General features: G+C 65.9%; 17 protein-coding genes. 10 read left to right on the forward strand and 7 right to left on the reverse strand.

All coding sequences use genetic code 11. From position 1 onward, the window contains the following. Both CSC74_RS01035 and xseA read right to left on the reverse strand, forming a co-directional pair. On the reverse strand, positions 1 to 1773 hold the full coding sequence (locus CSC74_RS01035) for a vWA domain-containing protein (RefSeq protein ID WP_162312569.1): 1773 nt from the start codon (positions 1771 to 1773) through the stop codon (positions 1 to 3). A 172-nt stretch (positions 1774 to 1945) separates the two neighbouring features. Continuing rightward, complete coding sequence (gene xseA, locus CSC74_RS01040) at positions 1946 to 3277, reverse strand: exodeoxyribonuclease VII large subunit (RefSeq protein WP_162312570.1); 1332 nt, start codon at positions 3275 to 3277, stop codon at positions 1946 to 1948. A gap of 132 nt (positions 3278 to 3409) precedes the next feature. On the opposite strand from xseA, the gene ispG reads away from it, so the two are divergent. Together ispG and CSC74_RS01050 are read left to right on the forward strand one after the other, a co-directional pair. Next, positions 3410 to 4675, forward strand: a complete 1266-nt coding sequence (gene ispG, locus CSC74_RS01045) for a flavodoxin-dependent (E)-4-hydroxy-3-methylbut-2-enyl-diphosphate synthase (RefSeq protein WP_162312571.1) — start codon at positions 3410 to 3412, stop codon at positions 4673 to 4675. After that, a complete protein-coding gene (locus CSC74_RS01050) occupies positions 4656 to 5387 on the forward strand; it encodes a phosphatase PAP2 family protein (protein ID WP_162312572.1) in 732 nt (243 codons plus the stop codon). The genes ispG and CSC74_RS01050 overlap by 20 nt, the downstream gene beginning before the upstream one ends. A 133-nt stretch (positions 5388 to 5520) precedes the next feature. Here the strand turns inward: CSC74_RS01050 and CSC74_RS01055 are convergent, their stop codons facing one another. After that, positions 5521 to 6417, reverse strand: a complete 897-nt coding sequence (locus CSC74_RS01055; RefSeq protein WP_162312573.1) for a GGDEF domain-containing protein — start codon at positions 6415 to 6417, stop codon at positions 5521 to 5523. Positions 6418 to 6514: 97 nt separating this feature from the next. Between CSC74_RS01055 and CSC74_RS01060 the strand changes: the two genes are divergently transcribed. From CSC74_RS01060 to CSC74_RS01070, 3 genes are all read left to right on the forward strand, one after another. After that, positions 6515 to 9250, forward strand: a complete 2736-nt coding sequence (locus CSC74_RS01060) for a serine/threonine-protein kinase (protein WP_162312574.1) — start codon at positions 6515 to 6517, stop codon at positions 9248 to 9250. 405 nt (positions 9251 to 9655) lie between these two features. Further along, entirely contained in the window at positions 9656 to 12973 is a 3318-nt protein-coding gene (locus CSC74_RS17630) for a S8 family serine peptidase (RefSeq protein WP_162312575.1), read from the forward strand. Positions 12974 to 13067: 94 nt separating this feature from the next. After that, the gene (locus tag CSC74_RS01070) at positions 13068 to 14633 is read left to right on the forward strand and encodes a YadA-like family protein (protein WP_246192893.1); all 1566 of its coding nucleotides are present in this window, start codon (positions 13068 to 13070) and stop codon (positions 14631 to 14633) included. Between the two features lie 199 nt (positions 14634 to 14832). Here CSC74_RS01070 and CSC74_RS01075 read toward each other — a convergent pair whose 3' ends face one another. Together CSC74_RS01075 and CSC74_RS01080 are read right to left on the reverse strand one after the other, a co-directional pair. Next, a complete protein-coding gene (locus CSC74_RS01075; protein ID WP_162312576.1) occupies positions 14833 to 15096 on the reverse strand; it encodes a hypothetical protein in 264 nt (87 codons plus the stop codon). A gap of 39 nt (positions 15097 to 15135) precedes the next feature. Next, on the reverse strand, positions 15136 to 16041 hold the full coding sequence (locus tag CSC74_RS01080) for a DMT family transporter (RefSeq protein WP_162312577.1): 906 nt from the start codon (positions 16039 to 16041) through the stop codon (positions 15136 to 15138). Positions 16042 to 16579: 538 nt separating this feature from the next. Here CSC74_RS01080 and CSC74_RS01085 point away from each other — a divergent pair. Further along, positions 16580 to 17752 carry a DmpA family aminopeptidase gene (locus CSC74_RS01085; protein WP_162312578.1) on the forward strand — a complete coding sequence of 391 codons (1173 nt, stop codon included), beginning with the start codon at positions 16580 to 16582 and terminating at the stop codon, positions 17750 to 17752. Positions 17753 to 17994: 242 nt separating this feature from the next. Further along, positions 17995 to 19050, forward strand: a complete 1056-nt coding sequence (bla, locus tag CSC74_RS01090; protein WP_162312579.1) for a class A beta-lactamase — start codon at positions 17995 to 17997, stop codon at positions 19048 to 19050. Positions 19051 to 19099: 49 nt separating this feature from the next. Here the strand turns inward: bla and CSC74_RS01095 are convergent, their stop codons facing one another. Then, positions 19100 to 20212, reverse strand: coding sequence for a helix-turn-helix transcriptional regulator (locus CSC74_RS01095; protein WP_162312580.1), 1113 nt, complete (start codon positions 20210 to 20212; stop codon positions 19100 to 19102). A gap of 281 nt (positions 20213 to 20493) precedes the next feature. Between CSC74_RS01095 and CSC74_RS01100 the strand changes: the two genes are divergently transcribed. The 3 genes from CSC74_RS01100 to CSC74_RS01110 all read left to right on the forward strand — a co-directional run bounded on the left by CSC74_RS01100 (position 20494) and on the right by CSC74_RS01110 (position 23984). After that, positions 20494 to 21573, forward strand: a complete 1080-nt coding sequence (locus tag CSC74_RS01100; protein ID WP_162312581.1) for an N-acetyltransferase DgcN family protein — start codon at positions 20494 to 20496, stop codon at positions 21571 to 21573. Positions 21574 to 21580: 7 nt separating this feature from the next. Beyond that, a complete protein-coding gene (dgcA, locus tag CSC74_RS01105) occupies positions 21581 to 22564 on the forward strand; it encodes an N-acetyl-D-Glu racemase DgcA (RefSeq protein ID WP_162312582.1) in 984 nt (327 codons plus the stop codon). Positions 22565 to 22679: 115 nt separating this feature from the next. Further along, complete coding sequence (locus CSC74_RS01110) at positions 22680 to 23984, forward strand: dicarboxylate/amino acid:cation symporter (RefSeq protein WP_162312583.1); 1305 nt, start codon at positions 22680 to 22682, stop codon at positions 23982 to 23984. A gap of 125 nt (positions 23985 to 24109) precedes the next feature. On the opposite strand, the gene CSC74_RS01115 is transcribed toward CSC74_RS01110, so the two are convergent. Next, the gene (locus CSC74_RS01115) at positions 24110 to 25267 is read right to left on the reverse strand and encodes a serine hydrolase domain-containing protein (protein WP_162312584.1); all 1158 of its coding nucleotides are present in this window, start codon (positions 25265 to 25267) and stop codon (positions 24110 to 24112) included. Positions 25268 to 25415 lie beyond the last annotated feature (148 nt).

Below are 25415 nucleotides of genomic sequence, written 5' to 3' on the forward strand. Positions count from 1 at the left end.
TCATTCGCCGGCGATCACCTGGGGCTTGCTGTCGTTGGCGACGATCCGCCGGCCTCGATCGACCAGGTCCACGAACTCCCGGCGCAATCCGTAGCGATCGCCGCCTTCGGCATCGCGCGCGGCTTTGGCGACATCGATCCAGTTCCATCCATCGACATGGGTGCCGCCGCGCAGCAGGTCCGCGTATGCCGCTACCGCGCTGGCGAAGCGGAACGATTCGCCGGGACGGGAGGTCAGCGATGAAGCCAGGATCGGATTCTCGATCAGGCGGCTGCTGTCGTTGCCCGGCAGCTTGTAGCGCAGGCGCAGGTGGGCGAGTTCCCCCTTGCCCTGGCCGGCAAGGCTCTTTTCCTTGCCGTAGCGCAGGGCCGGCAGTCGCTCTGCGCCGGAACCGACCGGTGTGATCTCGTACAACGCGGTGACCTCGTGGCCCGCGCCGATGTCGCCGGCATCGACCTTGTCGTTGGCGAAATCCTCACGAGCGAGCAGACGGTTTTCGTAACCGATCAACCGGTATTCCGACACCTGCGCCGGGTTGAACTCGACCTGGATCTTGACGTCGCGGGCGATGGTCAGCAACGTGGCCTGCATTTCCTCCACCAGCACCTTGCGCGCTTCCTGCGGGGTGTCGATGTAGGCATGGTTGCCGTCGCCTACGTCGGCAAGGCGTTCGGCCATCGCGTCGTTGTAGTTGCCCTGGCCGAAGCCGAGCGTGGTCAATGCGATGCCCGACTTGCGTTGATCGCCGACCAGCGTTTCCAGTGTTTCCTGGCTGACCGTGCCGACGTTGAAATCGCCATCGGTGGCCAGGATCACGCGGTTGACGCCATTCTTCATATAAGCCTTTTCCGCCATGTCGTAAGCCAGGCGGATGCCGTCGCCGCCGTTGGTGCTGCCGCCGGCTTGCAAGCGGTCCAGAGCGCCCAGGATTTCGTCGTGGCGATCGCCCGGGGTCGGCGGCAACACCAGTCCGGCGGAACCGGCGTAGACGACGATCGAGACGCGATCCTGCTCGCGCAATTGCGGCACCAGCATCGAGAACGCCTGTTTCAGCAGCGGCAGTTTGTCGGGCGAATCCATCGAGCCGGAGGTGTCGATCAGGAACACCAGATTCGAAGGCGGCAGCGTGGCCTTGGGCACGTCGTAACCCTTGATCCCGATCATCAGCAGCTGTCGTTGCGGATTCCACGGCGCGGCCGCAAGTTCGGTGGTGACGCGGAAGGGGATATCGCGGTTGACCGGGGCCGGATGCCCGTAGCTGAAATAGTTGATGAACTCTTCGGAACGCACCGAATCGGCGGGTGGGCGGACGCCGTCGCGCAGCATGCGGCGCACATTGCTGTAGCTGCCGGTATCGACATCGACGGAAAAGGTGGAGACCGGCTCCTCGCTGGCGCGATGCACCGGGTTATCGGTGCGCTGTTCGTATTTCTCGGTATCGACGGGCTGTTGCTGGACATAAACCGGCGCGGTCGCGGCATAACCATCGGCCGCGCTGGCGGCGTAGGCCATCAATGCGGCCGGCGGTGGTGCGGGCGGTGCGTAAGCGGACTTGGCCTGGGCGGAGGCGCGCAACTGGCTGCGTTCCATTTCCGCTCGTTTCATGTGGGCGCCGGTGACTTCGACTCGATCCAGTGTGCCGGCTTCCTGGCGTACAGGAGTGTCGGCAGGCGCTTCCGCAGTGCTCTCGGGGCTGGACTTGCAGCCGGCGATGGCGGCGAGGGCGATCAGGCTGGCGGTGAACAGGGCGGTGCGGGGCAGGTGGCGTTGCATGGTGGTTCTCCCGTGGTGGTCGGGAGGGTTGAACGCGCCATGTTCCGAGGTGGGGTTAAGCGATTTCCGAATGGCGAACGGCGTAGGAGCGACGTGAGTCGCGATGGAAAAACCATCGCAACGAATCATTCGCGACTCACGCCGCTCCTGCGTCGCCTCGTGATCGCCCCGCTTATTCGACTCGCAACTTGAGTTCGCCGTCGCTGAGTCGGGCGCTCACCGGATCTCCCGGTTGCGCCTGGGAAACGGATCGGACCAGCCTCCCTTCGGCGTCGACGATGATCGAATAGCCACGGGCCACCGTCGCCAGCGGGCTCACCGCTTCCAGCGAGCGTGCCAATGCGCGCAGTTTCAGGGTGTCGCGCTGCAGCTCGCGCGCGATCGCCGCCTGCGGGCGCAGACCCAGCGATTGCAGGCGTTCGCGCAACATGGCCAGCCGGCGTTGCGGCTGGGTGGCGCGGAGCACGGCCGCGGCATGGCGCAGGCTGGAGCGGCGGCGCTCCAGTTGCTCGCGCCAGGCCGATTCCAGCCGTCGGCGCGCTTCCTGCTGGCGCCGCTGCAACAGTTGCAGCCGCGCCTGCGGACGCATCGCCTGCAGGCGCAGGACCGCACGATCGGCGCGCTGCATCGACTGGCGCAGCGACTGCAGCTGCAGGGCGGACAGGCGGCGCTGCAGGCCCTGCAGGCGGGCGTCGAGGGCGTTGCGATCGGGAACCAGCAATTCCGCGGCGGCCGAAGGCGTGGGCGCGCGCAGGTCGGCGGCGAAGTCGGACAGGCTGAAGTCGGCTTCGTGGCCCACCGCGGAAACGATGGGAACCGGCGACGCGGCGATGGCGCGGGCCAGGCGCTCGTCGTTGAAAGCCCACAGGTCTTCCAGCGAACCGCCACCGCGCGTCACCAGCACGATGTCGTAGCGGCCCGAGGCGCCGGCGCGCTGCACCAGCGAGGTGATCTGCGCCGCTGCCGTCGCGCCCTGCACCTGGGTCGGCAGTATCTCCACTTCCAGCAACGGGAAACGACGCGCCAGCACGCTGAGCACATCGCGCACCGCCGCGCCGCTGGGCGAGGTGATGATCGCCAGACGCCGTGGATACAGGGGTAGCGGACGCTTGCGCGCCTCGTCGAACAGGCCTTCGGCCTGCAGCCTGGCTTTCAGTTCCTCGAATGCGCGGCGCAATGCGCCTTCGCCGGCTTCCTCCAGGTGATCCAGGACCAGCTGGTAATCGCCACGCGCTTCGTACAGGGTCAGGCGCCCACGCCCCAGCACGCGCAGGCCTTCGCGCGGCACGAACTTCAACCACTGGCTCTTGGGCTTGAACATGGCGCACTTCACCTGCGCGCGCGCGTCCTTCAGGGTGAAGTACAGGTGCCCGGAAGCGGGGCGGGTGACATTGCCCAGTTCCGCTTCCACCCAGACCAGCGGGAACGCGCTTTCCAGCAGGTCGCGGGCCAGCGTATTGAGCTGGGTGGGGGTGAGGACGTCGCGGGCGGGGTCTTCGAGCATGGCGATACCCTAACCGATCTTGTGGGAGGGGCTTCAGCCCCGACGCTTGTCCAGTTGAAGAGCATCGGGGCTGAAGCCCCTCCCGCAAGAGCAACTCCTCCCACAAGAGCGGCAGGCGCTAAAATGCGGGTCATGAACGACCTGATCACTCCCTGCAAACTCCCGATCGAAGCCGGCGCCGCACCGCGCCGGATCACCCGCGCCGTCAACGTGGGTGCGGTCACCCTGGGCGGCGGCCATCCGGTGGTGGTGCAGTCGATGACCAATACCGACACCGCCGACATCGCCGGCACGGTGAAGCAGGTGGCGGAACTGTGGCGCGCGGGCTCGGAACTGGTGCGGGTGACGGTCAACAATCCCGAATCCGCCGCGGCCGTGCCGCACATCGTCGAGAAGCTGCGGATGATGGGCGTCGAAGTGCCGGTGATCGGCGACTTCCACTACAACGGCCACACGCTGTTGACCAACGAGCCGGCCTGTGCCGAGGCGCTGGGCAAGTACCGGATCAACCCCGGCAATGTCGGCTTCGGCCGCAAGCGCGACACCCAGTTCGCGCAGTTGATCGAATTCGCGCTGAAGTACGACAAGCCGGTACGCATCGGCGTCAACTGGGGTTCGCTGGACCAGTCGCTGGCGGCACAGTTGATGGACGAGAATGCAAAGCGCGCCGAGCCCTGGGAAGCCAGCCTGGTCCTGCGCGAAGCGCTGATCCGCTCGGCGCTGGATTCGGCCGAACGCGCGGTGAAAATAGGCCTGCCGCGCGAGCGCATCGTGCTCAGCTGCAAGGTCAGCGGCGTGCAGGAACTGATCGCGGTCTATCGCGATCTGGCCCAGCGTTCGGATTTCGCCCTGCATCTGGGTCTGACTGAAGCCGGCATCGGCAGCAAGGGCATAGTCGCCTCGTCCGCCGCGCTGGCGGTGCTGCTGCAGGAAGGCATAGGCGACACCATCCGCATTTCGCTGACGCCGGAACCCGGCCAGTCGCGTACCCAGGAAGTGATCGTCGCCCAGGAACTGCTGCAGACCACCGGCCTGCGCGCGTTCACGCCGATGGTCACCGCGTGTCCCGGCTGCGGGCGCACCACCTCTGAGTTTTTCCAGGAACTGGCCGGCGTGGTGCAGAACCACGTGCGCGGCAAGATGCCGGAATGGAAAGTCAGCCACCCGGGCGCGGAGAACATGACCCTGGCGGTGATGGGCTGCGTGGTCAACGGGCCTGGCGAATCGCGTCACGCCAATATCGGCATCTCGTTGCCGGGCACCGGCGAGGCGCCGACCGCGCCAGTGTTCATCGACGGCGAAAAGGCGGTGACCCTGCGTGGCGAGAACATCGCCCACGAATTCGTCGCCCTGATCGACGCTTACGTCGACAAGCGCTATGCACGAAGCGCTGGGTGAAGCGGCCGCGCGCGGCGCGCGAGTCATCGCCTCACTGCTGAAACGCCACGGCGGCTGGATCGCATTGCTGTTCGTCGGCGTACTGCTGCCGCTGTGGGTTTTCACCGAGCTGGCCGACGAAGTGCATGAACTGGAGCGGTTCGTGTTCGACGATCCGATCCTGTTGCGCGCCCATGCTCATGCCGGCCCGGCGCTGGACCGGTTCTTCATAGTCGTCTCCCGGATCGGCTATGAAGGCGTCATTGCGATCGACGTCGTCATCGTCCTGTCTCTGCTCGGCTTCAAGCGCTGGCGCGAGGCGACGTTCGCCGCGGTCGCTTTCATGGGTTCGGCGCTGCTGAACCTCGGCAGCAAGCAGTTGTTCCAGCGCGACCGGCCTTCGCTGTGGGAATCGGTCTCGCCGGAAACCACATTCAGTTTCCCCAGCGGACATGCGATGGGGTCGATGACCCTGGCGATGGTGGTGATCCTGTTGGCCTGGCCGACCCGCTGGCGCTGGCCGGTGCTGCCGATGGCCGTGGTCTTCGTGTTGCTGGTGGGGTTTTCGCGGATCTACCTGGGCGTGCATTACCCTTCCGACATACTGGGCGGGTGGGTTGCGGCGATGGCATGGGTGGCGGGTGCACACTTGCTGCTCTTCCGCGGTTCCCTGCGGCCCTGGAAGCGGGCATCAACGGCTGTCCAGCAGTCCGGGAATTGCGATGCCTTGTAGATCCGAGCTTGCCCGGGTGCTCTTGATCTTCGCGAAAAACATCCGAGCAGGCCCGGATCTGTAAAGCGGGTAACGGAATCCGGGCAAGCCCGGATCCACGTACCGGATGAAGTCCATTGGGGGCAAAGCGGCATCAGTCCTGGATGCACACCTGGTTGCGACCCTGGCTCTTGGCGCGATAGAGCGCGGCATCGGCCGCAGCCATCATCCGGCTGCAGGTGTCGCGTTCGGCGTTCATCGCTGCAACGCCGATGCTTATGGTGATGGTCTGGGCTTCGTTGCCCGGCCTGAATTCGGCCCCGGCGATGGCCTGGCGCAGGCGTTCGGCGAAACCATAGGCTGCGTCGATGTCGCATTCGGGCAAAAGCACGGCGAATTCCTCGCCGCCGATGCGCGCGGCGAAATCGTCGCTGCGTACGTGCCGGCGCAGCACGCCGGCGATCTGGCGCAGCACGTTGTCGCCGGAGATGTGGCCGTAGCGGTCGTTGACCGGCTTGAACAGGTCCACATCGATGATGCACATGGTCAGCACGCGTCGATGGCGCATGGCGCGCGCGATCTCCTTGTCCGCCATCTCGATGAAATGGCGGCGGTTGTGCAGGTCGGTCAGCGAGTCGTGGGTGGCGAGCTGGTAGATCTCCTCGTGGTAGCGCGCCTCCACGCTGCAGTGGCTGATGAACTTGAGGATGCTCTCGCCCAGGGTGATGTGGTCGCCATCGACCAGCACGGCCTCCTCGATCGCCTGGTCGTTGACCTGGGTGGGATTGGTGGCCTGCAGGTCGCGGATCCGGTATTCGTCGCCGTCGCGCCAGACCTGGCAGTGCTGCCGCGATACGCTCCTGTGCGGGATGTGCAGGTCGGCTTCCTGCGAACGTCCCACCACCACCGCGCGCTCGTCCACGTCCGCGCGCCGGCCAAGTCCTTCGCCATGGATCACCACCACGCAGGCCGAACGCGGCCCGGCGCGATGCGGCCCGGCGCTGAGCATCGTGCGTTGCGTGGTGGCGGGGTTTTCGTCTTTGGGGGCCATGCGCGATGCGCCGGAATGAGCGCGTGAAGTGTAGCCCATGGCCGCTTCGGCACCGGCGCATCCGCTAAGATGGATCCGCTATCGACAGGGGGATGGCATGAACCCGCATGACCCGCCGGACGATCCGGACCCGACTGAGATCCTGCCGGCACGCGTGCCGCAGGCCGCCGCGCAGGCGGGCGAAACGCTGGCTGCCGGCACGCGCGTGGGCCGCTACCGCATCGAATCGCTGCTTGGCCGCGGCGGCATGGGCGAGGTCTATCGCGCCGAGCAACTCGAACCGGTACGGCGCACGGTTGCGTTGAAACTGCTGCTGCGGCAGCGCCTGGATGCCCGGCACCTGGCCTATTTCGAAGTGGAGCGGCAGATGCTGGCGCAGATGCGCCACCCGGGCATCGCCCAGGTCTACGACGCGGGCGCCACCGCGGAAGGCCACCCGTACTTCGCCATGGAGTTCATCGACGGCACTCCGATCAACCGTTATTGCGGAGAGCGCGCGCTGCCGCTGCGCCAGCGCATCGGGTTGTTCATCCATGTCTGCCAGGGCGTGCAGCACGCGCACCAGAAGGGCGTCATCCATCGCGACCTGAAGCCGGGCAACCTGCTGGTCGACGAGGTGGATGGAAAACCGGCTCCCAAGATCATCGATTTCGGCATCGCCACGGCGGCCTCGCTGGCGTCGGGCAATGAAGCCGGCGAACGCGCCGGCACGCCCGACTACATGAGCCCGGAACAGGCCGGTGCCGATCCGGATGTCGCGGGCGCGGTCGATACGCGCAGCGATGTGTATTCGCTGGGTGTGGTCCTGTACGAACTGCTGGCGGGCAGCCGCCCTTCGGCCACGCATGAAACCATTGCCGGCACCGCCGACACGACGGTGCGCCGTCCCTCCGAGCAACTGGCCACGCTTCCGCCGGGGCAGGCGCAACAGGTCGCGCAGGCCCAGGGCGTGAGCCTGTCTGGCATGCGCCGGATGCTGCGTGGCGAGCTGGACTGGGTGGTGCTGAAAGCCATGAACCACGACCGCGGCGGGCGTTATGCCTCCGCCGCGGAAATGGGCGAGGACCTGCAGCGTTTCCTCGATGGCCGTCCGCTGCTGGCGGTGCCGGCCAGCCGCGGTTACGTGTGGGGCAAGTTCGCCCGCCGCCATCGTGGCGCATTGGCGGCGGCGAGTCTGGTGGCCTGCGCCCTGGTCGGCGGGCTGGCGCTGTCGCTGTACGGCTTGCAGCAGGCGCGCGAACAACGCGCGGTCGCCGAACAACGCAGCATCGAGTTGGGCAAGGTCTCCGCTTTCCAGCAATCGATGCTGGAAGACATTGATATCGAAGCCATGGGCCTGGGCATGGCCAACGACCTGCGCGGACAGGTCGCGCAGGCCGATCCCGCCGACACCGCGGCGTTGGAGCAAGCACTGGGCCATGCCAGCACCAGCGACCTGGCCCGCGGACTGATCGAGCGCAACATCCTGGCCGGCGCCGAACAGGCCATCGCCCGCGATTTCGCCGGCGAACCCGCGCTGGCCGCGGACCTGCGCGAATCGGTGGCGCGGGTGCGCAACGCCCTGGGCCTGTATGCGGAAGCGGCGGAAGGTTTCCGCCAGGTCGCCGATTACCGCGCCGGCGTAGCCGGGCCGATGGCGGCAACCACCCTGGAAGCGAGGCGCGAACAGGCCAATGCACTGCTCAACGCGGCCCGGCCCAAGGATGCGATCGCGGTGCTCGACAAGGCGATGGCCGCTGCCCCCGCACTGCTGCCGGGCGACCGCATCCACCTCGGCATGGAGCTGGTGCAGAGCGACGCCATCGCCGCGTTGGGCGACCGGCCGCGCGCGTTGCGCATGCAGCGGGAAATCCATGCGCGCGCGCTTGCCGCCTATGGCGAACGCGACCAGCTGACCATGCAGGCCGCGACCAGCCTGGCCGTGACCCTGGCGCGTTCCGGCGAGATCAAGGCCGGGCGCGCGCTCATGGAAAAACAGGTGCCGTTGAGCACGGCGGTGTTCGGCGCCGACAGCAAGGACACCCTGTTCGCCATCGGCAGCCTGGCCAGCATGCGCGCGATGGATGGCGACTTCGGGAGTGCCGCCGAGCTGCAGCGCGGACTGGTGGCCACGCAGATCCGCCGGCTGGGCAGCGAGCATCCGGCCACCCTCGCTGCACGCGGCAACCTGGTCAACATGCTGATGGATTCGGGACAGGCCAAGGAAGCCTTGCCGGAGGGGCTGGCCGTCGTCGAGGCGCGCACCCGCGTGCTCGGCCCGGACAATCCGCAGACCCTGCGGGGGATGCTGAACCTGTCGACGCTTTACGCGCGGCTGGAGGACTTCAAGTCCGCGCTGGCATTGCAGCAGAAGGTCATCGATGCGCGCATCCGCGTACTCGGCCCAAGGCATCCGGACACGCTCTTCATCATGATCAATCACGCCGGGTCGCTGCAGCAGGCCGGCCAGCCCGCGGCGGCGTTGAAGGAATTGCAGCGCGTGCTGCCGCTGGCGCGCGAGGTGCTGGAACCCGCCCATCCGCAACTGCAGGAGGCGCTGAAGATCGTGGCGCATGCGTCGGAAGACAGGGGCGATTCCGCCAACGAGATCGGTGCCTATCGCGAACTGCTGGAAATGCGGCGCGCGAAGCTGGGCGAGGACGATGCCAAGACCATCGAAGCGGCGTGGCAGCTGGGCGAGGCGCTCGACTACTACGGCAAGCGCGAGGAAGGCGCCGCATTGCGCAAGCGTTACGTCACGCCGCTGCTGGAAGCGAGTGCCGAAAAGCTCGATCCGGCGAAGTCCAGGCTGGCGGAACACATCCGCCAGTCGGACAAGGAAAACGCGTCCTGATTTTCTCTTTCGCGATCAGCGCACCGCCACCGTGGTCGCCTGTTCGCGATCGGGTATGTAAACAGGGGTAGTCCAGAGCGCATTTCTGTTTTCGCTTTTCTAAGGGGGCGCCTAGAGAATTAGTACTCTGATCCCTGTTTATCGGTGCATCGTCCCGCAATAGGGCTGGCGCTCGTTCGATGTGGCTCGCGAAAAATGTGTTGCGGCTCACAAAGATGAGGTATCGTTCAGCTAGGCGCTGGGGAGCGCTGCGGGCAAAGGCCCGCATTTTTTTTGCGGGCCCCGGACGGAGTGTCGTCGGCGCCGGGCCCGCAAGGAATCCCGAATCGGGCGTTCAAAGTGCAGTGCATCTGTGTGCGCCATGGGGTTGGCGCACACCTCCAGATCGAAAACCAAGGGGAAAACATGTCTAGGACGTGGTTGATCAGGAACAAGTGGATAGGCCTGGCATTCGCAGGCGTCGCCGTGCTGGCCGCCGCCGCCGCGAGTGTGGTGGCTGTGCGCAGTGCGATGAATCCGAATGGAGCGCATAGCGCCACAAGCGTGCCGGCGGCCGCTGCGGGCAAGGCTCCAGCATCCGCCAGTGACAATGCGGTGCGGCACAACAACAAGTACATCATCGTATACCGGGAGGCTCCGCTGGCCAGCTACAAGGGCGAGATCAGGAACCTGCCCGCGCCGGACCGGATGAAATCGCGTTCCGGGCGCGTGTCGGTCAATGGCGCTCGTTCGCGCGATTACGTGCGTTACCTGCAAGGCAGGCAAATAGCGCATGAATCGAAGATCCGCAACCTGATTGGCCGCCCGCTGCAGGTCGACCGCCGCCTGCAGCACGCGCTCAACGCAGCCATCGCATCGATGAGCGAGACCGAAGCGCAACGCGTGCGCAAGCTGCCGGAAGTCGCATTCGTCGAGGAGTACCGCGAATACCAGATGGACACCGACACCGGTCCGACGCTGATTGGCGCGCCGGCCCTCTGGAATGCCACCCCCACCCGTTACCGCGGCGAGGGAGTGGTCTTCGGCATCCTCGATTCCGGTATCAATTTCGGCAGCCCTTCGTTCGCGGCTCAGGACGAGAGTGGCTACCAGCATGTCAATCCGCTGGGCGACGGCAACTACCTGGGCACTTGCGCCAGCGGCGGCGTGGATGCGGGTCGTTGCAACGCCAAGCTCATCGGTGGCTATGATTTCGTCTGCACCGCCCGTGCCAACACCTGCGGCCAGGCCGGCATACGCGAGGAGCCGGGTTTCGGCGATACCAATGGCCACGGTAGCCATACGGCGTCCACCGCCGCAGGCAATGCGCGGACTGCCCAGTACAAGAGCGCCCCCGTGCACCTCTCCGGGGTCGCGCCGCGCGCCAACATCATTGCCTATGACATCTGCTATACCAACACCATCACCGGCCAGGGCCTGTGCCCCAACGTCTCCGCGGTTGACGCCATCGACCAGGCCATCGCCGATGGCATCGTCGACGTCATCAACTACTCGGTCGGCGGCGGTGCCCAGCCATGGAGCGAGGCGGTTTCGCTGGCGTTCCTGAATGCCACCGATGCCGGCATCTACATCGCGACCTCCGCCGGCAACTCCGGTCCGGCCGCCAGCACGGCCGGCCATCTGGAGCCGTGGACGGCGTCCACCGCTGCTGCAACACACGGGCGCGGCGAGTTCGGCATCCTGATGCAGGTCACCGGTCCGGGTACCGTCCCGGCCGCGCTGCGGGCAATCGAGATCAACGTGGGTGCGGATAGCGTAAGCCTCACCTCGTCGCTCCCCGGCACCACCGCGTTGCGCGTCAGCGCCGGCATCAACAGTGTCAACGACGGATGCGATGCGTACCCGGCGGGAACCTTCCAGAATGCAGTTGCCCTGATCCGTCGCGGCACCTGCTCGTTTTCGATCAAGGTCAACAACGCGGCCGCGGCGGGTGCCATTGCCACCCTCATTGCCAACAACACGACCGGCGTCATTGCGCCGACGGTAACGGGCACCACCATTCCCAGCTTCGGCATGACCCAGGCCGACGGCGATGCCGTGCGCGACTTCGCAGCCGCGAATGCCAATACCACGCTTGCGATCGGTTATCCGGCGGTGGCGCTGCCAAACACGCCGGATGTATTGGGCGACTTCAGTTCGCGTGGTCCGGCGGGCACGTTCGATCTGGTCAAGCCTGACCTGACCGCGCCCGGTGTCGGCGTGCTGGGAGTCGTGTCCGGCACTGCCGTCACCGGTTCCGAAAACGCACTGGAGCTCTACAACGGCACCTCGATGGCGTCCCCGCACCAAGCAGGCGCGGCCGGCCTGTTGCGCCAGGCGAAGCCGGCCTGGACCGTGCAGGAGATCAAGTCCGCATTGATGATGACCGCCAAGCAGGAGGTCTTCAAGGAAAATTCGGTCACTCCGGCGAATGCGTTCGACATGGGCGCAGGCCGCGTCCAGGTCGACCAGGCGCTGCGTGCGGGCCTGGTCATGAACGAGACCACCGCCAATTTCCTTGCGGCGAACCCGGCAACCGGTGGCGATGTGTCCTCGCTGAACCTCCCCAGCCTGGGCAAGGCCAGTTGCGCTGACAGTTGCACATTCACCCGCGTGTTCCGCAACGTGCTGACCACCCGCCAATCGTGGACGGTGAAAGTGCAGGGCATGACCGCCCTGGTGTCGCCATCGCTGATCAGCCTCAACCCGGGCGAAACCAAGTCGGTCAAAGTGACCATCAGCACCGGATCCCTGCCCAGGGCAACGTGGAACTTCGGCAAGCTGGTGATTACGCCGCAGGGCGGCAATACCACCCAGCCGATCCTGCGCCTGCCGATCGCGGTACGCGTGCCGCCGGCGGTCATCGCGGTGAACCCGGCCAGCATCGCACTCAGTCTGCCGGCCGGCGGTAGCGGCTCGGTCTCCTTCACCGTCGGCAATACCGGTGGTTCGCGCCTGGACTATCAGGTCGACAACACGGGATCGGGCATGCGCACGCTGGTGGATGCACCGAGGGGCGCGGTCAGCAGCGGCTTCCGCAGCACCCGATATGCCGATCCCGCCACTGCCGGTAATCCGGGCCAGTATTCCGCCGATGACTTCACCATGACCGAGTCGGGTGCAGTGAGTCGTCTGTTCACCGAAGGCTTCGTTTCCAGCGGCCAGCCGTTGGCAACGACAACGTTCGGCCTGACCTGGTCCATCTATCGCGACGTGGCTGGGAATCCGGAAGGCAATCCGCAGACCTCGCCGGGCGTGGCGGTCTGGAGTTACAGCGCATCGCCGACCTCCGCCGGCGTGATCGTCGAGGGCGCCAACATCACCCTCAACCTGGCCGCGGCCGGACAGAATGTGAATCTGGCCCCGGGCCGCTACTGGTTGATCGTGCATTCGCACAGCAGCTTCGCCAATCGCTGGGTGTGGTTCGCCAGCACCACCGGCGACAACACCTTCCAGGCCATCACCCCGGGCACTGCCGGCACCGGCACCTGGACTGCTTCCACCGGCTTCGCCGGCCTGGCGTTCAATATGCAGGCGGCTTTCGCCTGCGGTGCGCCGTGGATCGGAAATGCCACGGGCGCAATCGGGCAGATCGCCCCGGGTGCCGCGAATCGCACCGTACAGGTCCAGATCAACACGGTCGGCCTGACACCCGGGACACGCGCTGGCTATGTGTGCGTGGGCAGCAACGACCCGACCAGGCCGAAAACGGCCGTGCGCGTGGCGTTGACCGTCATGCCATAGCGCACTCTCCCGGCCCGGATCCCGCCAAGGATCCGGGCCTGTCCGCTCCGCATTCCGATTTCCATTCCGAACGAGTTCCGACCAGGGGGTTACCTTGAAGACTTTGCATAAGAACATCCTTGCCGCTGCACTGATCCTCGTCACTTCGCCCGCGTGGGCGGGCGAGACCTGCGTGCTCGACGACGGTATAGGCGGCACTACTACCGGAGGCGCTGTGGCCATCGGCTCGCTGGCTATCGCCTGCGGACAAGGCGCGTCGGCCGAAGGCGATTTCGCGGCGGCATTCGGCACCAATAGCATCGCAATGGGCACAGGCAGTTCCGCATACGGTGCCAACAGCACGGCGTCGGGCGTGCAGAGCACCGCAATGGGCATTGGCACTACCGCTTCGGGCGACAACAGCACTGCTGTCGGCGACAGCGCCAGCGCTGCTGGGATATACAGCAGCGCCATCGGCTCCAGCAGCAGTGCTGTGGGCGATTTCGGCACCGCGATCGGTGCAGGCAGCATGGCCAACAACAGCAGCAGCACCGCCATTGGCGCGCTGTCCGATGCGAGTGCGGACAACAGTGTCGCGCTCGGCGCGGGTTCCATCGCTGATCGTGCCGATTCGGTATCAGTAGGAAGCGCAGGCGCGGAACGCCAGATCACCAGCGTCGCAGCCGGCACTCTGGCTACCGATGCGGTGAACCTGGAGCAGATGGAAGCAGGCGACGCCGCGACGTTGGCGGGCGCAAATACCTACACCGACACGGCCACAGCCGGGATCTTGGCCGATGCCAACGACTACACCGACACGGTGGCGGCCGACACGCTGACCAGTGCCAACAGCTACACCGACACGGTGGCGGCCGATACGCTGGCCAGTGCCAACAGCTACACCGACACAGTGGCCGCCGACACGCTGGCCAGCGCCAACAGCTACACCGACACGGTGGCGGCCGATACGCTGACCAGTGCCAATGGTTATACCGACAGCCAAGTCGCCAATGCCAGTGCGGTCACGCTGACGCAGGCGAATGCATATGCCGATGCCGGCGACGTCGCCACACTGGCTTCCGCCAGCACTTATGCCGACGCAGGCGATGCGGCGACGCTGGTTTCGGCCAACACCTACACCGACACGCAATCGGCGGTGACGTTGGCCAGTGCCAATGCCCATGCCGACGCAGGCGATGCGGCGACGTTGGTTTCGGCCAACACCTACACCGACACGCAATCGGCAGTGACGTTGAGTTCGGCCAACACCCACGCCGACGCAGGCGATGCGGCGACCCTGGAGTCCGCGAACAACTACACGGACATACAGGCCACCGAAACCCTGGAATCGGCCAATGCTTATACCGATGCCGCGATCGCGGCCTTCGACTTCGATATCGGCGGTTTCCGCAGCGAGGTGGAACGTCGCTTAGAACACCAGGATCGCCGGATCGACCGTCAGGGCGCGATGAGCTCGGCGATGATGAACATGGCCATCAATGCGGCCGGTTCGCAGACTCCGCGCGGGCGCATTGCGGTGGGTGCGGGCTTCCAGGGTGGCGAACAGGCCTTGTCCATCGGTTATGGCAAGCGCGTTGGCAGCCGTGGTTCATTCTCGCTGGGTGGCGCTTTCAGCAGCGGCGAGAAGTCGGCAGGCGTCGGTTTCGGCTTCGACCTTTAAGCACTTCGCAATCCACCATGCATGGCCCCCGGTATCGGGGGTCATGCCTTGGCCCTTGGCGAGACATGGCGCGGCGGCGGCCATCGTCCGGTTGCAGGCGTCGCTGCTGGCGCGCGGCGAAGTCGCCCGCCATTTCAGTGGAATGCCCGCGATTCCGCAGGCGACGAGGGGAAAAGCCTCCCGACTTTCTTGTCGCGGGTCAGCGCACGACTACCGTGGTCGCCTTGTTCGCGATCAGATAGGGCTTCAGGTCCTCGATCTGCCTGACCTTGCCGATCGCACGCTGGGCGAACTTCAAGCCGGTGATGCGCACATGGCAGTTCTCGAATGGCCGCTCCGCGTCCTTGCCCTTCGAACAATAGACCACGCGGCCGTCGCGGTCCCAGCCCAGCACCAGGCGCTCCTGGTTGTGGCTGGTGCGGTAGATCCAGCCTTTCTGGATATCGGATTCGGACATGGCCATGGCGGTTTTTCCTGGGTTTCGTGATTGGGTGGGGAGCGGCTATTCGCCGGGCTTCGCCGCAGCGGTGGGCGACTGGGTCGCCGCACGCCGGGCCAGAAGCGCTTCGCGGTGGGCGATATAGGCATTCGCGCCGAGGATGATGCCCACACCTATGATCGTCCACCGATCCAGCGATTCGTCGAACAGCCACCATCCGAACAAAGCCACCAGCGGCAGTTGCATGAAGCTGATCGGGGTCAGCGCGGAGACTTCGCCCAACCGCAACGCGCGCGTCCACAGCAATTGCCCCAGCGTGCCGAACATGCCCGTGGCCGCCAGCCACAGCCAGGCGATGCCGGACGGCCACACCCACACGAACAACGCCGGAACCAGCGACAGCGGCACCCAGAACACATAGGTGTAGAACACGACCGTGTCGGCGCCGTCGATCCGGGTCAGCTGCTTGATCTGGATGGCGACCAGCGCGCTGAGTACCGCGGCGAGCACGGCGATCAGGGTGCCGGGAGTGAAATCCGTGGAGCCCGGACGCACGATCACCAGCACGCCGATGAAGCCGATGATCACCGCCCCCCAGCGGCGCATGCGCACGGTTTCGCCCAGCCACAGCACCGCGGCGATGGTGACGAACAGCGGGGTCGAATACGACAGCGAGACCGCCTGGGTCAGCGGCAGGTGGCCCAGTGCCCAGAACCCGCACAGCATCGAGCCCAGGCCGATCACGCTGCGCAGGAAGTAGCGCGGCAGTTGCCGGGTGCGCAGGGATGCGTGGCCCGGGCGAAGCAGGATCGGCAGCAGTGCGAGCAGGCCGAAGGCGTTGCGGAAGAACGCCACTTCCAGGGTAGGCACGTACGCCGTGGCCAGGCGGATGGCCACCGCCATCATGCCGAAGGCCATGGTGCTGCCGAGCATCAGCAGGGCGGCGCGTATGGGTGTGGGGAGAGGCATAGGGGAGAGGGCGGCTCGTTGCTTGTGGCGTTAGTCTGCGGTCGCGGATGCGCGTATGCAATTGCGGGCCTGCGATTGGTGCCATCGATGCGAAGCGGCATTGATCGATCCTGGTGCCGGGGCCAGGCGATTCGCAAGACTGCCATCGCGCGAACGGGCTGTGGTCGGTCGCGGTTCGTCGCCACCGGGATCTCGCCATGCGCGCGGGTTCAAGCCCGATCCGCTCGGGGGCATTGGCATTGCAGTGGAAGCATGGGGAAACCCCGGGTTGCGATTCCTGCGGGGCCACGGCGCATGATCCGCCCGCGCATACCGGGATCGCGTGGGACGGCATATCCGATCCGCGTGGCTCTTTCTTCATCTGTCCGCATCATGCCTCCGGGGCTTGGATGCCGGTGCGCGTCACGAAGCTCGTGCCGTGGCCGGAATTAGGGATTTCCACTGATGCGCCCGGGTGGCGCCTGCCCCAGCATGGAGGGTGTTTGCGGCGTAATGCCCATGACTTTTGCATTCTTGCGCGAAGAGGGATTTTTCTCAGATGAAACTCCGGTCCATCCTGTTGCATGTCCTGGTTGTGGCCAGTGCGGCGCTGCCTGCCACGGCTGCCGAGCAGCGCCCGCGTGCGCGCGAGATCGGGGTTGTCATCGGTACGTTGCCGACCGGTCCGCGTAATGCGATCACCGATGTGGCCGGGGTCGGTGTCGGCCATGCCACGCTGGCCGAAGGCACGCGTCTGCATACCGGCGTCACCGCGATCCTGCCGCACGCCGGCAATCTGTACCGGCAACGGGTGCCGGCGGCGATCGTCGTCGGCAATGGCTTCGGCAAGCTGGCCGGCATCACCCAGGTGCAGGAACTGGGCGAGTTGGAAACGCCGATCCTGCTGACCGGAACGCTGAGCACCTGGAAGGTCGCCGACGCCACTGTGGACTGGCTGCTGCGGCAGCCGGGAATGGAGCAGGTGCGATCGATCAATCCGGTGGTGGGCGAAACCAACGATGGTTACCTCAGCGATATCCGCGCGCGGCCGCTGACCCCGGCCCTGGTGGAACAGGCGCTGACCGAACCGTCCTATGGCGATGTCGGTGAAGGCGATGTCGGTGCGGGCGCCGGCACGGTCGCGTTCGGCTGGAAGGGCGGCATCGGCACCAGTTCGCGGCTCCTGGCGCATGCCGACGGCGGTTACACGGTGGGCGTTCTGGTGCAGAGCAACTTCGGCGGTGAGCTGACCGTGGCCGGGGTGCCGGTCTGGAAGGCCTTGCCGGATCCGGCTGAGTACGCGCGCAGTCTTGCGGTTCCGCCGCCGAGCAGCGGCGATGGCAGCATCATGATGGTGGTGGCGACCGACGCGCCGCTGGACGCGGCGCAATTGCAGCGGCTGGCGCGGCGCGCGCTGGTCGGGCTGGCGCGAACCGGTTCGGTGATGTCGAACGGTTCCGGCGACTATGTCATCGCCTTCTCCACGGCCAAGGACAACCTGCGCGATCCGGACGCACCGGTGCAGCCGGCGCGCAGCCTCGCCGGCGAGAGCATGTCGCCGCTGTTCCAAGCCGCGGCCGAGGCGACCGAGGAAGCCATCCTCAATTCGCTGTTCCGCGCGCGCACCGTGCATGGCCATCGCGGCACCGCCGCGGCGCTGCCGCTGGAGCCGGTGCTGCAGGCGCTGCGCAAGGCGCGGGTACTGGAGCCGGCACGACCGGACAAACCCTGACGGAGGCCCCGATCGTCCCGGTGGCGCCCGCAACGTCGATGTCGAACTGGCCATCGACCTGGCGCGGCGGCGCACGAACGCGGCATCGATCATCGGGCCTTGATCGTGCGCCACGACGCATCACCTGTTGCGCTACGCCGACATCCTGCGCATCGACCAGGCCACGCCGCGTTTCTTCGGGCATCAGCTCTGCGCCGCCACCACGATGCCCTGATCCACGTATTCCCGACGGAGAGAAAAAAATGAGTGGATTTGCCGTGCCAATGCCATTGCGCCCGGGCCCGGCCCGTTCCCTGGTCAGGTCGATCCTGACGGCGCTGGTATTCCTCCTGTTTTGCCCCACGTCGGTTGCCGCCGACAACGCGCCTGCCGGCGCCAGCGGTCTGCAGCAGGAACTGGATCGCCTGGTGTCGTCCTTCGACGGGGAGGCCGGCGTATACGCGCTCGACCTTCGCAGCGGACGCACCGCCCATGCGAACGCGGAGGTCGGTTTTCCCATGGCCAGCACGGTCAAGGTGCCGGTGGCGGTGCATATCCTCGGCCTGGTCGACGAGGGCAAGCTGGACCTGCGCCAGCAGGTGCTGCTGAAGGAAGGGGACATCTATCCCTCGATGGGCGGTCCCGTGGATATCCACCTGACCCCTGGTTCGGCCATCACCCTCCGCGACCTGCTGCACATGATGCTGACGGTCAGCGACAACAACGCCACCGACATCCTGATCCGGTTGGGTGGCGGCGCTGCGGCGGTGAACGCACGGATGCGCGCATTGGGCGTGCAGGGAATCCGTGTCGATCGCTACATCTGGGAAATGCTGTCGCATTATCTCGGCAAGCTGGATGCATCGCCTTCGAAACCGGTCAGCCCGGCCGATTACGCGCTGCTGGACTCGGCGAAAAGAAGTGCGGAGGAACGCCACCGTTTCACCCGCCTGTACAACGACGATCCCCGCGACACCAGCACGCCCGCAGGCATGGCGTCGCTGCTCAGGCTGGTCTGGGAAGGCAAGGCGCTCAAGCCCGCCACGACCGATGCGCTCAAGACGATCCTGCTGGACTGCCGCACCGGACAGGATCGGCTCAAGGGCATGCTGCCCGAGGCCACGCCGGTCGCGCACAAGACCGGCACGGTCGACGAAGTGATCAACGACGTGGGCGTGATCACGCTGCCGGCGGGGAAGGGCGATGTCGTCGTCGCGGTTTTCCTCAAATCCGACCAGGGCGACCGGGCCAGGGACAGGATGATCGCGCAGGTGGCCCGCGCCGCTTACGACTACTTCGTGTTCGTCCCGGGCGATTGAAACGGGTTTGCGCTTGCCACGGGAGAGCGGGCGACGGCGGCTTTCCGAATCAGTTGAGCAGCCGCGCCAGTTGCGTGCGGTTAGCGATGTTCAACTTGCGGAAGATGGAACTGATCTGGCTTTCGATCGTCTTGCGGGAGCGGCACAGCCGTTGCGCGATCGCCTCGTTGCGCAGGCCGGCGGCGACCAGGCCCGCGACTTTCCGCTCGCTGGGCGAAAGGCATTTCAGCGAAGACAATGCGCGCGGCGAGTCGATGTCGACCGCTCCATCGGTTTCGTCGTCGGGGGTCAGGATCAGCAGGTGCTGGGTGTGGCGGGAGGAATTCCCCGGCGCGGAACTGACTTCCAGGCGCAGGCGCAGGTCCGGATGGCGAGGGTGTCCGATCGTGAAAGCGGCCCTGTTGCCGAGGTGGAGCGGCGCCTCCGGCATGCTTTCCATCCACAGGCGCAGGGGGGCTTCGATCGCCCGCGGCAGGCGTCCGTCCTTGTCCGTGTCCTCGCTCCAGCGGCGACAGACGCGCTTGGCCTCCAGCGACATGTACGACGGCGCCAGGTCGCCGTCGACGAGGATCGCGGCAAGCGGAAGCTCGTACAGCAGATCCTCGATGGCCTTGCGCCGCATGCGGTCGGATTCCAGCGAGCGGATGCGCTGCAGGCTGGCATCCAGCAACGGATACAGATCCTTCAGGAAGGACAGTTCGGATTCCGACAGGTAGGCATGCTCGGCGCGGATGCGGATGCTCAGCACGGCTTCAAGGCGTGTGCCATCCCAGAACGCGAGATGGATGAACTCGCGCCAGCCGGGAGTCGGGTTCTGTGCCCTGAGCCGTTCGGGAGCGAGCGCGTCCTGCGAGGCGATTTGCGAAAAGGTGTACCAGCGGATGCGCGGATTCGCGTCCAGGTAAGGCGCCGCGACGTCCAGGCTGGTGATCAGGTGCGCGCCGTCGTCGCGGGTTTCGGTCAGGTGATGCCTGCCCTGCTGCGGCTGGTAATCGTCGATATCGAACAATAGGCTGCAGGAGTGGCAAGGCAGCGCCATGTTGATCAGGGCCGAACAGGATTGCCACAGCGCACCCATGTCGAGCGACTTCACCAGCGCTGCGCGCTCGACGGCCATGTTGTCCGCGGGGGCGGAGGGGCTGAAGGCATCAAGCATCAACATGTCGTCTCCAGCGAAGGTAAAACCAGCGAAGGTAAAGCAGGCATGTGCGCGCCCGGGCATCGGTTGTCGGTCGTGTCGATGGCTCTGTTCCGCCGTATTGCGACCGTCATCTTTTAACACCCGCCCAATGCAGTGGCAAGCATCGGGCAGGAGACTGCAGGGAAGTTGGAAGGCCGGTTTTTCCATGGGGAATATCCGGGTTTCTTCCGATTCCAGTTGCGCCGATGTGTGCTCGAATGTCGAGCATTCCGAACAGGCCCGTGCAGGGATAAGGAGCGACCATGGACCACACCAGTGCAGAGCGGCAGCAAGTGACGGGGACAGCAAACGAGGATGCCGCGAGCCAGTCGTTCGGCACGGTGGCGTTGCGCAAACCCTATCTGCTGTTCCTGGGCGAGGAAACAAATCCGTTGAAGGCGAAGACCGCCTTCGGGCTGCGCGATTGGGCGGCGGAAAGCTGCATCGGCCAGACGCGGATGCCCGGCGGAACGGTGGACCTGGGATTGCCGGAACTGGGGCCGGCCGCGGCCGTCGCCGCGGGCGCGCGTTCGCTGGTGCTAGGCGTCACTCCGCCGGGTGGGAGCATCCCGCCGCATTGGAGCCGGCTGCTGGTCGCGGCGACCGAGGCCGGGCTGGACATCGTCAGTGGCCTGCATACGCCGCTGGAATCCGTGCCTGGCCTGGCGCAGGCCGCGGCAGGCTCCGGCGCGCGGCTGGTGGATGTGCGCAGGCCCCCGGACGGCTTGCCGCGGGCCACCGGCAAGCGACGCAGCGGCAAGCGCGTGGCCATGGTCGGCACCGACTGCGCGCTGGGCAAGAAGTACACCGCCCTGGCGCTGGCCAGGGCGATGCGTGGACAGGGTGTGGACGCCGATTTCCGCGCCACCGGCCAGACCGGGATCATGATCGCCGGCGCCGGCATCCCGGTCGATGCGGTGATCTCCGATTTCATCGCCGGCGCCGCCGAATGCATCTCGCCGGCGGCGGCGCCGGACCACTGGGATCTCATCGAAGGCCAGGGTTCGCTGTTCCATCCGGCCTATGCCGGAGTCACGCTGGGTCTGCTGCACGGCTCGCAGCCGGATGCGTTGATCCTGTGCCACGACCCACGGCGCACGCACACCGTCAGCTGGCCCGACTATCCGTTGCCCAGCCTGAAGGACGCGGAGCGGCTCTACCTGGAGATGGCGCGCAGGACCAATCCGCACGCACGCCTGGCGGGAGTGAGCCTGAATACCTTCGCGATGGACGAAGCCACGGCGCAGGACGCACTGGCGCAGGCGGAACGCGAACTGGGCGTCCCGGCCTTCGATCCGATGCGCACTCCGCTGGAACGGGCGGTCGCGGCGATCCTCGGCTGACGCGGGCATGGCGCGCAGGCTGCAGGCCAGGCCGCATGCCTGGAAGTTGAAGGAACCTTTCGCCATCGCCCGCGGCGTGCGCAGCGAGGCCGGGGTGATCATCGTCGAGTTGCACGAAGACGGGGTCGTGGGTCTGGGCGAGGCCGGCGGCGTCCTCTACCACGGCGAAACCCCGGAGAGCATGCTGGCCCAGATCGAGCAGGTGCGTCCCATGGTCGAAGCCGGCTGCGACCGGCATGAATTACTGGATTCGCTGCCGGCGGGAGGCGCGCGCCACGCGCTGGATGCGGCGCTATGGGATCTGGAAGCCAAACGCACCGGTGTGCCCGTCTGGAAGCGCGCCGGCATGGCTCGCTGGGAGCCGGTCGAGAGCGCGGTCACCATCGGCATGCGCGACATCGCCGCCTATGAAGAAGCCGCGCGTGGCCATGCGGACTTCCGCTGGCTCAAGGTGAAGGTGGGACGTGGCTCGCCGCTGCAAGCAGTGGCCGCGGTACGCAAGGGAGCGCCGAATGCGCGCCTTATCGTCGATGCGAACCAGTCCTGGAGCGTGGACGAGCTGCTGGCCTATGTGGAGCAGTTGCAGCCGTATCGCGTGGATCTGATCGAGCAACCCGTCGCCGCTGGCGCCGACCAGGGACTCGATGGCTATGCGGGCGCGATCCCGATCTGCGCCGACGAGTCGCTGTCCACGCAAGAGGACTTGCTTGGCCTGGTCGGGCGCTACCAGTTCGTCAACATCAAGCTGGACAAGGTCGGTGGCCTGACCGCCGGCCTGGAACTGGCGGCGGCGGCGCGCGCGGCCGGGTTCCGCTTGATGGTGGGCTGCATGCTCGGTGGTTCGATCTCGGTCGCGCCGGGCATGGTACTGGCGCAGCAATGCGAGGTTTGCGACCTGGATGGCCCTTGGCTGCAGGCCGAGGACTGGCCGTCGGGCATCGTCTATCGCCAAGGGCGCATGTCCACGCCCACACCTGCGCTGTGGGGGTGAGGCGAGCGGCAGCGCCGCGTACGCGGCGCTGCACAGGTTTTCCAGAACGCTGCGCGGACTCGCCAGGGTTGTCCGTTTCCGGTGTCACTGCAACCAGTCCGAGCGAAGGTAGACCATGATCGTGGAACAAGCCTGCGGGCGCGCAAAGCTCCCGTTGCACTGGAAGATGGCCATCGGCTTTTCCCTGGGCCTGCTGCTGGGCCTGGCGGTGAACGCCACGGTCGGCGCCGATGCGGATTGGGTGCGATGGCTGACGGGCCACGTGTTGCAGCCGGCCGGCACGCTTTTCCTGCGCCTGATCTTCATGCTGGTGCTGCCGTTGCTGTTCTCGGCGCTGGTCGTGGGCGTGGCGGAAATGGGCGACGTGCGCACGCTGGGCCGCATCGGCTGGCGCACGCTGGCCTACACCGTCATCGTGTCCGGCATCGCCGTGCTGATCGGCCTGGTGCTGGTCAACGTGCTGAAACCCGGTGCCGGGGTCGATCCGGTCGCGGCGCAACAGTTGCTCGCGCAAGGCAGCGAACGCGCGCAGGCGGTCATCGGCGACAACGCCCAGCAACCGGGCGCGGCCGACATGCTGCTGTCGCTGGTGCCGGAAAACGTGGTTCGCGCGGCCAGCAGGAACGAGATCCTCGCGGTGATGTTCTTCGCCCTGATGATCGGGGTGGGTCTGGTCCTGACCAAGGGCGACGAGTCCATCGCGGCCTTCACGCGTGCGGTCGATGGCCTGTTCAAGATTTCGATGACCTTGATCGGGCTGGTCATCAGGCTGGCGCCGTATGCGGTGTTCTGCTTCATGTTCAACCTGGCTGCGTTGTTCGGCTGGGAACTGCTGGCCAAGCTCGGCTCCTACGTCCTCGTCGTCGTGCTGGCGCTCGCATTGCATCTGTGCGTGGTCTATTCGGTGGCGCTGAAGTGCGCCGGCTGGTCGCCGCTGGTCTGGTTCGGGCGGGTGCAGGAAGCGATGCTGATGGCGTTTTCCACCGCCTCCAGCAACGCCACGCTGCCGACTTCGCTGCGGGTGGCGGAGGACAAGCTGAAACTGCCCAACAAGGTCTCGCGCTTCGTGCTGACGGTCGGCGCGACCGCCAACCAGAACGGCACCGCGCTGTACGAGGGCGTGACCGTGCTGTTCCTCGCGCAATTCTTCGGCATCCACCTCGACATCGGCCAGCAACTGCTGGTGATGTTCGTCTGCATCCTCGGCGGCATCGGCACCGCCGGCGTGCCTGCCGGCTCGTTGCCGGTGGTCGCGCTGATCTGCGCGATGGTCGGTGTGCCGCCGGAAAGCATCGGCATCATCCTGGGCGTGGATCGACTGCTCGACATGTGCCGCACCACGCTGAACGTCACCGGCGACCTGGTGTTGGCGACGATCGTATCCAAGGGCGAACAGGACGAAGACGATCCGGTCCAGTGAAAGCGGCACGGCATGCAACGGTTCGCGCTCGTCGCCGAAAGCGCGCCGCTTGCCGAAGGCGGAGGCTGGTCATGCGCTGATCGCGGCCTTGCCAGGGAAACGGCCTCCGGAATACCCGGGACGCCTCAACTATGCGCGCTGGCCCAATCGACGGCCGGGTACTCGCCTTCGCCCATGAACAATTCCAGCACTTCCTTGTAGGTCGATGGTCCGTTCTCGCTGTTGGTGAACAGGACGATGCTTTCGCCGGTGGCGGGATCGAGTGCGAAGAAAGCCTTGAAGCCCGGGTTGTCGCCCCAGTGCCAGACAAGCTTCCTGCCTTCCGTCGACTGGATGCCGACGCCCAGGCCCCAGTCGATGAACGGATCCGCGGGGTTGGGGACGGATTTGTCATCGGCATTGCTAGAGCGGGCGAGCATCATTCCGTGCGTTGACGGCTTGAGCCCTTCGCCTTTGTACAAGCCTCCCTGGATGAAGTTGTTGTAATCATGGGCGTTGGTCACCAGGGTCCATGCGGTGTTTTCCTTCGGGAAGACCCTGGCCGACCTGACCGTGCCATCCTGTTCGTGCCCGGTGGAATTGAATGCATCGAACGCGGCGAGCGTGTGGAAGCTGCTGCTCGGCATGTCGAACCGCGCGAAGACTTCACGTTCGGCCAATTCCTCCCAGCGCATGCCTGCAAGGTGCTCAAGCGTGTTCTGCAGTAGATAGAAACCTTCCCCGGAATACTGGAAACGTTCGCCTGGCGCGAATTCGTTGACCAGCGGCGTGTCGTCTATAGCGGGGTTGGACGGCGAGATCTGCCAGTTCGGAAGCCCGGTGGTGTGGTTGAGCACCATGCGCGCGGTGACTTTCATGGCAAGCGCGTTGTCCCTGGTTCTGGGCGATTGCCAGTAATTCCAGAGTGGCGTGTCCAGGTCGATCTTTCCTTGGTCGACGAACCTGAGCGTGATGTACGCCGCAACGACCTTGGAAAGCGATGCCGCCTGGAACACCGTCTTGCCGGTGACTTCCTTCCCCGATTCATTGCTCATCACGCCATGGCAATACGCCTGGTAGGCGCCCTGGCGCGCGTGGATCAACTGGGCGCCGGGGATTGCCTGCTCCCGCATCGCCTCGCTGAACTTGCCGAGCCTGATGCCAGCGGCGTCGCCGTCATTCGAGGCGGAGAAATCGCTGGTCCTGATGCAATCCGCATCGGCGGCCGGCGGCATCGCGTAGGCAGCTCCCTGGGGAAGTAGTGCTGCCGCAAGCAAGGTCGCGCGCAAGGTTTGTTTCTTCATTCTGTCCTCGGTGGTTGCAATGGATGGATGCGTCATCGGATCTCGAGTCCGACGATCGTTCAGGCGATTCGTGGCCTGGCCTGGATGACTTCGCCGCCGCGGAAATTTTCGCGTGATGGCGAACTGGACGAACTGCAGGAACGATACC

It is taken from the genome of Pseudoxanthomonas yeongjuensis (assembly GCF_010093345.1).
GTDB lineage: Bacteria > Pseudomonadota > Gammaproteobacteria > Xanthomonadales > Xanthomonadaceae > Pseudoxanthomonas_A > Pseudoxanthomonas_A yeongjuensis.

Bases quoted from the DNA above. Each gene is read 5' to 3' on its own strand.
- CSC74_RS17630 (WP_162312575.1), top strand. From the start codon at position 9,656: ATGTCTAGGACGTGGTTGATCAGGAACAAGTGGATAGGCCTGGCATTC.
- bla (WP_162312579.1), top strand. From the start codon at position 17,995: ATGAGTGGATTTGCCGTGCCAATGCCATTGCGCCCGGGCCCGGCCCGT.
- CSC74_RS01115 (WP_162312584.1), bottom strand. From the start codon at position 25,267: ATGAAGAAACAAACCTTGCGCGCGACCTTGCTTGCGGCAGCACTACTT.
- dgcA (WP_162312582.1), top strand. From the start codon at position 21,581: ATGGCGCGCAGGCTGCAGGCCAGGCCGCATGCCTGGAAGTTGAAGGAA.
- CSC74_RS01055 (WP_162312573.1), bottom strand. From the start codon at position 6,417: ATGGCCCCCAAAGACGAAAACCCCGCCACCACGCAACGCACGATGCTC.
- CSC74_RS01110 (WP_162312583.1), top strand. From the start codon at position 22,680: ATGATCGTGGAACAAGCCTGCGGGCGCGCAAAGCTCCCGTTGCACTGG.
- CSC74_RS01035 (WP_162312569.1), bottom strand. From the start codon at position 1,773: ATGCAACGCCACCTGCCCCGCACCGCCCTGTTCACCGCCAGCCTGATC.
- CSC74_RS01080 (WP_162312577.1), bottom strand. From the start codon at position 16,041: ATGCCTCTCCCCACACCCATACGCGCCGCCCTGCTGATGCTCGGCAGC.
- CSC74_RS01095 (WP_162312580.1), bottom strand. From the start codon at position 20,212: ATGTTGATGCTTGATGCCTTCAGCCCCTCCGCCCCCGCGGACAACATG.
- CSC74_RS01085 (WP_162312578.1), top strand. From the start codon at position 16,580: ATGAAACTCCGGTCCATCCTGTTGCATGTCCTGGTTGTGGCCAGTGCG.
- CSC74_RS01050 (WP_162312572.1), top strand. From the start codon at position 4,656: ATGCACGAAGCGCTGGGTGAAGCGGCCGCGCGCGGCGCGCGAGTCATC.
- ispG (WP_162312571.1), top strand. From the start codon at position 3,410: ATGAACGACCTGATCACTCCCTGCAAACTCCCGATCGAAGCCGGCGCC.
- CSC74_RS01100 (WP_162312581.1), top strand. From the start codon at position 20,494: ATGGACCACACCAGTGCAGAGCGGCAGCAAGTGACGGGGACAGCAAAC.
- CSC74_RS01060 (WP_162312574.1), top strand. From the start codon at position 6,515: ATGAACCCGCATGACCCGCCGGACGATCCGGACCCGACTGAGATCCTG.
- CSC74_RS01075 (WP_162312576.1), bottom strand. From the start codon at position 15,096: ATGGCCATGTCCGAATCCGATATCCAGAAAGGCTGGATCTACCGCACC.
- xseA (WP_162312570.1), bottom strand. From the start codon at position 3,277: ATGCTCGAAGACCCCGCCCGCGACGTCCTCACCCCCACCCAGCTCAAT.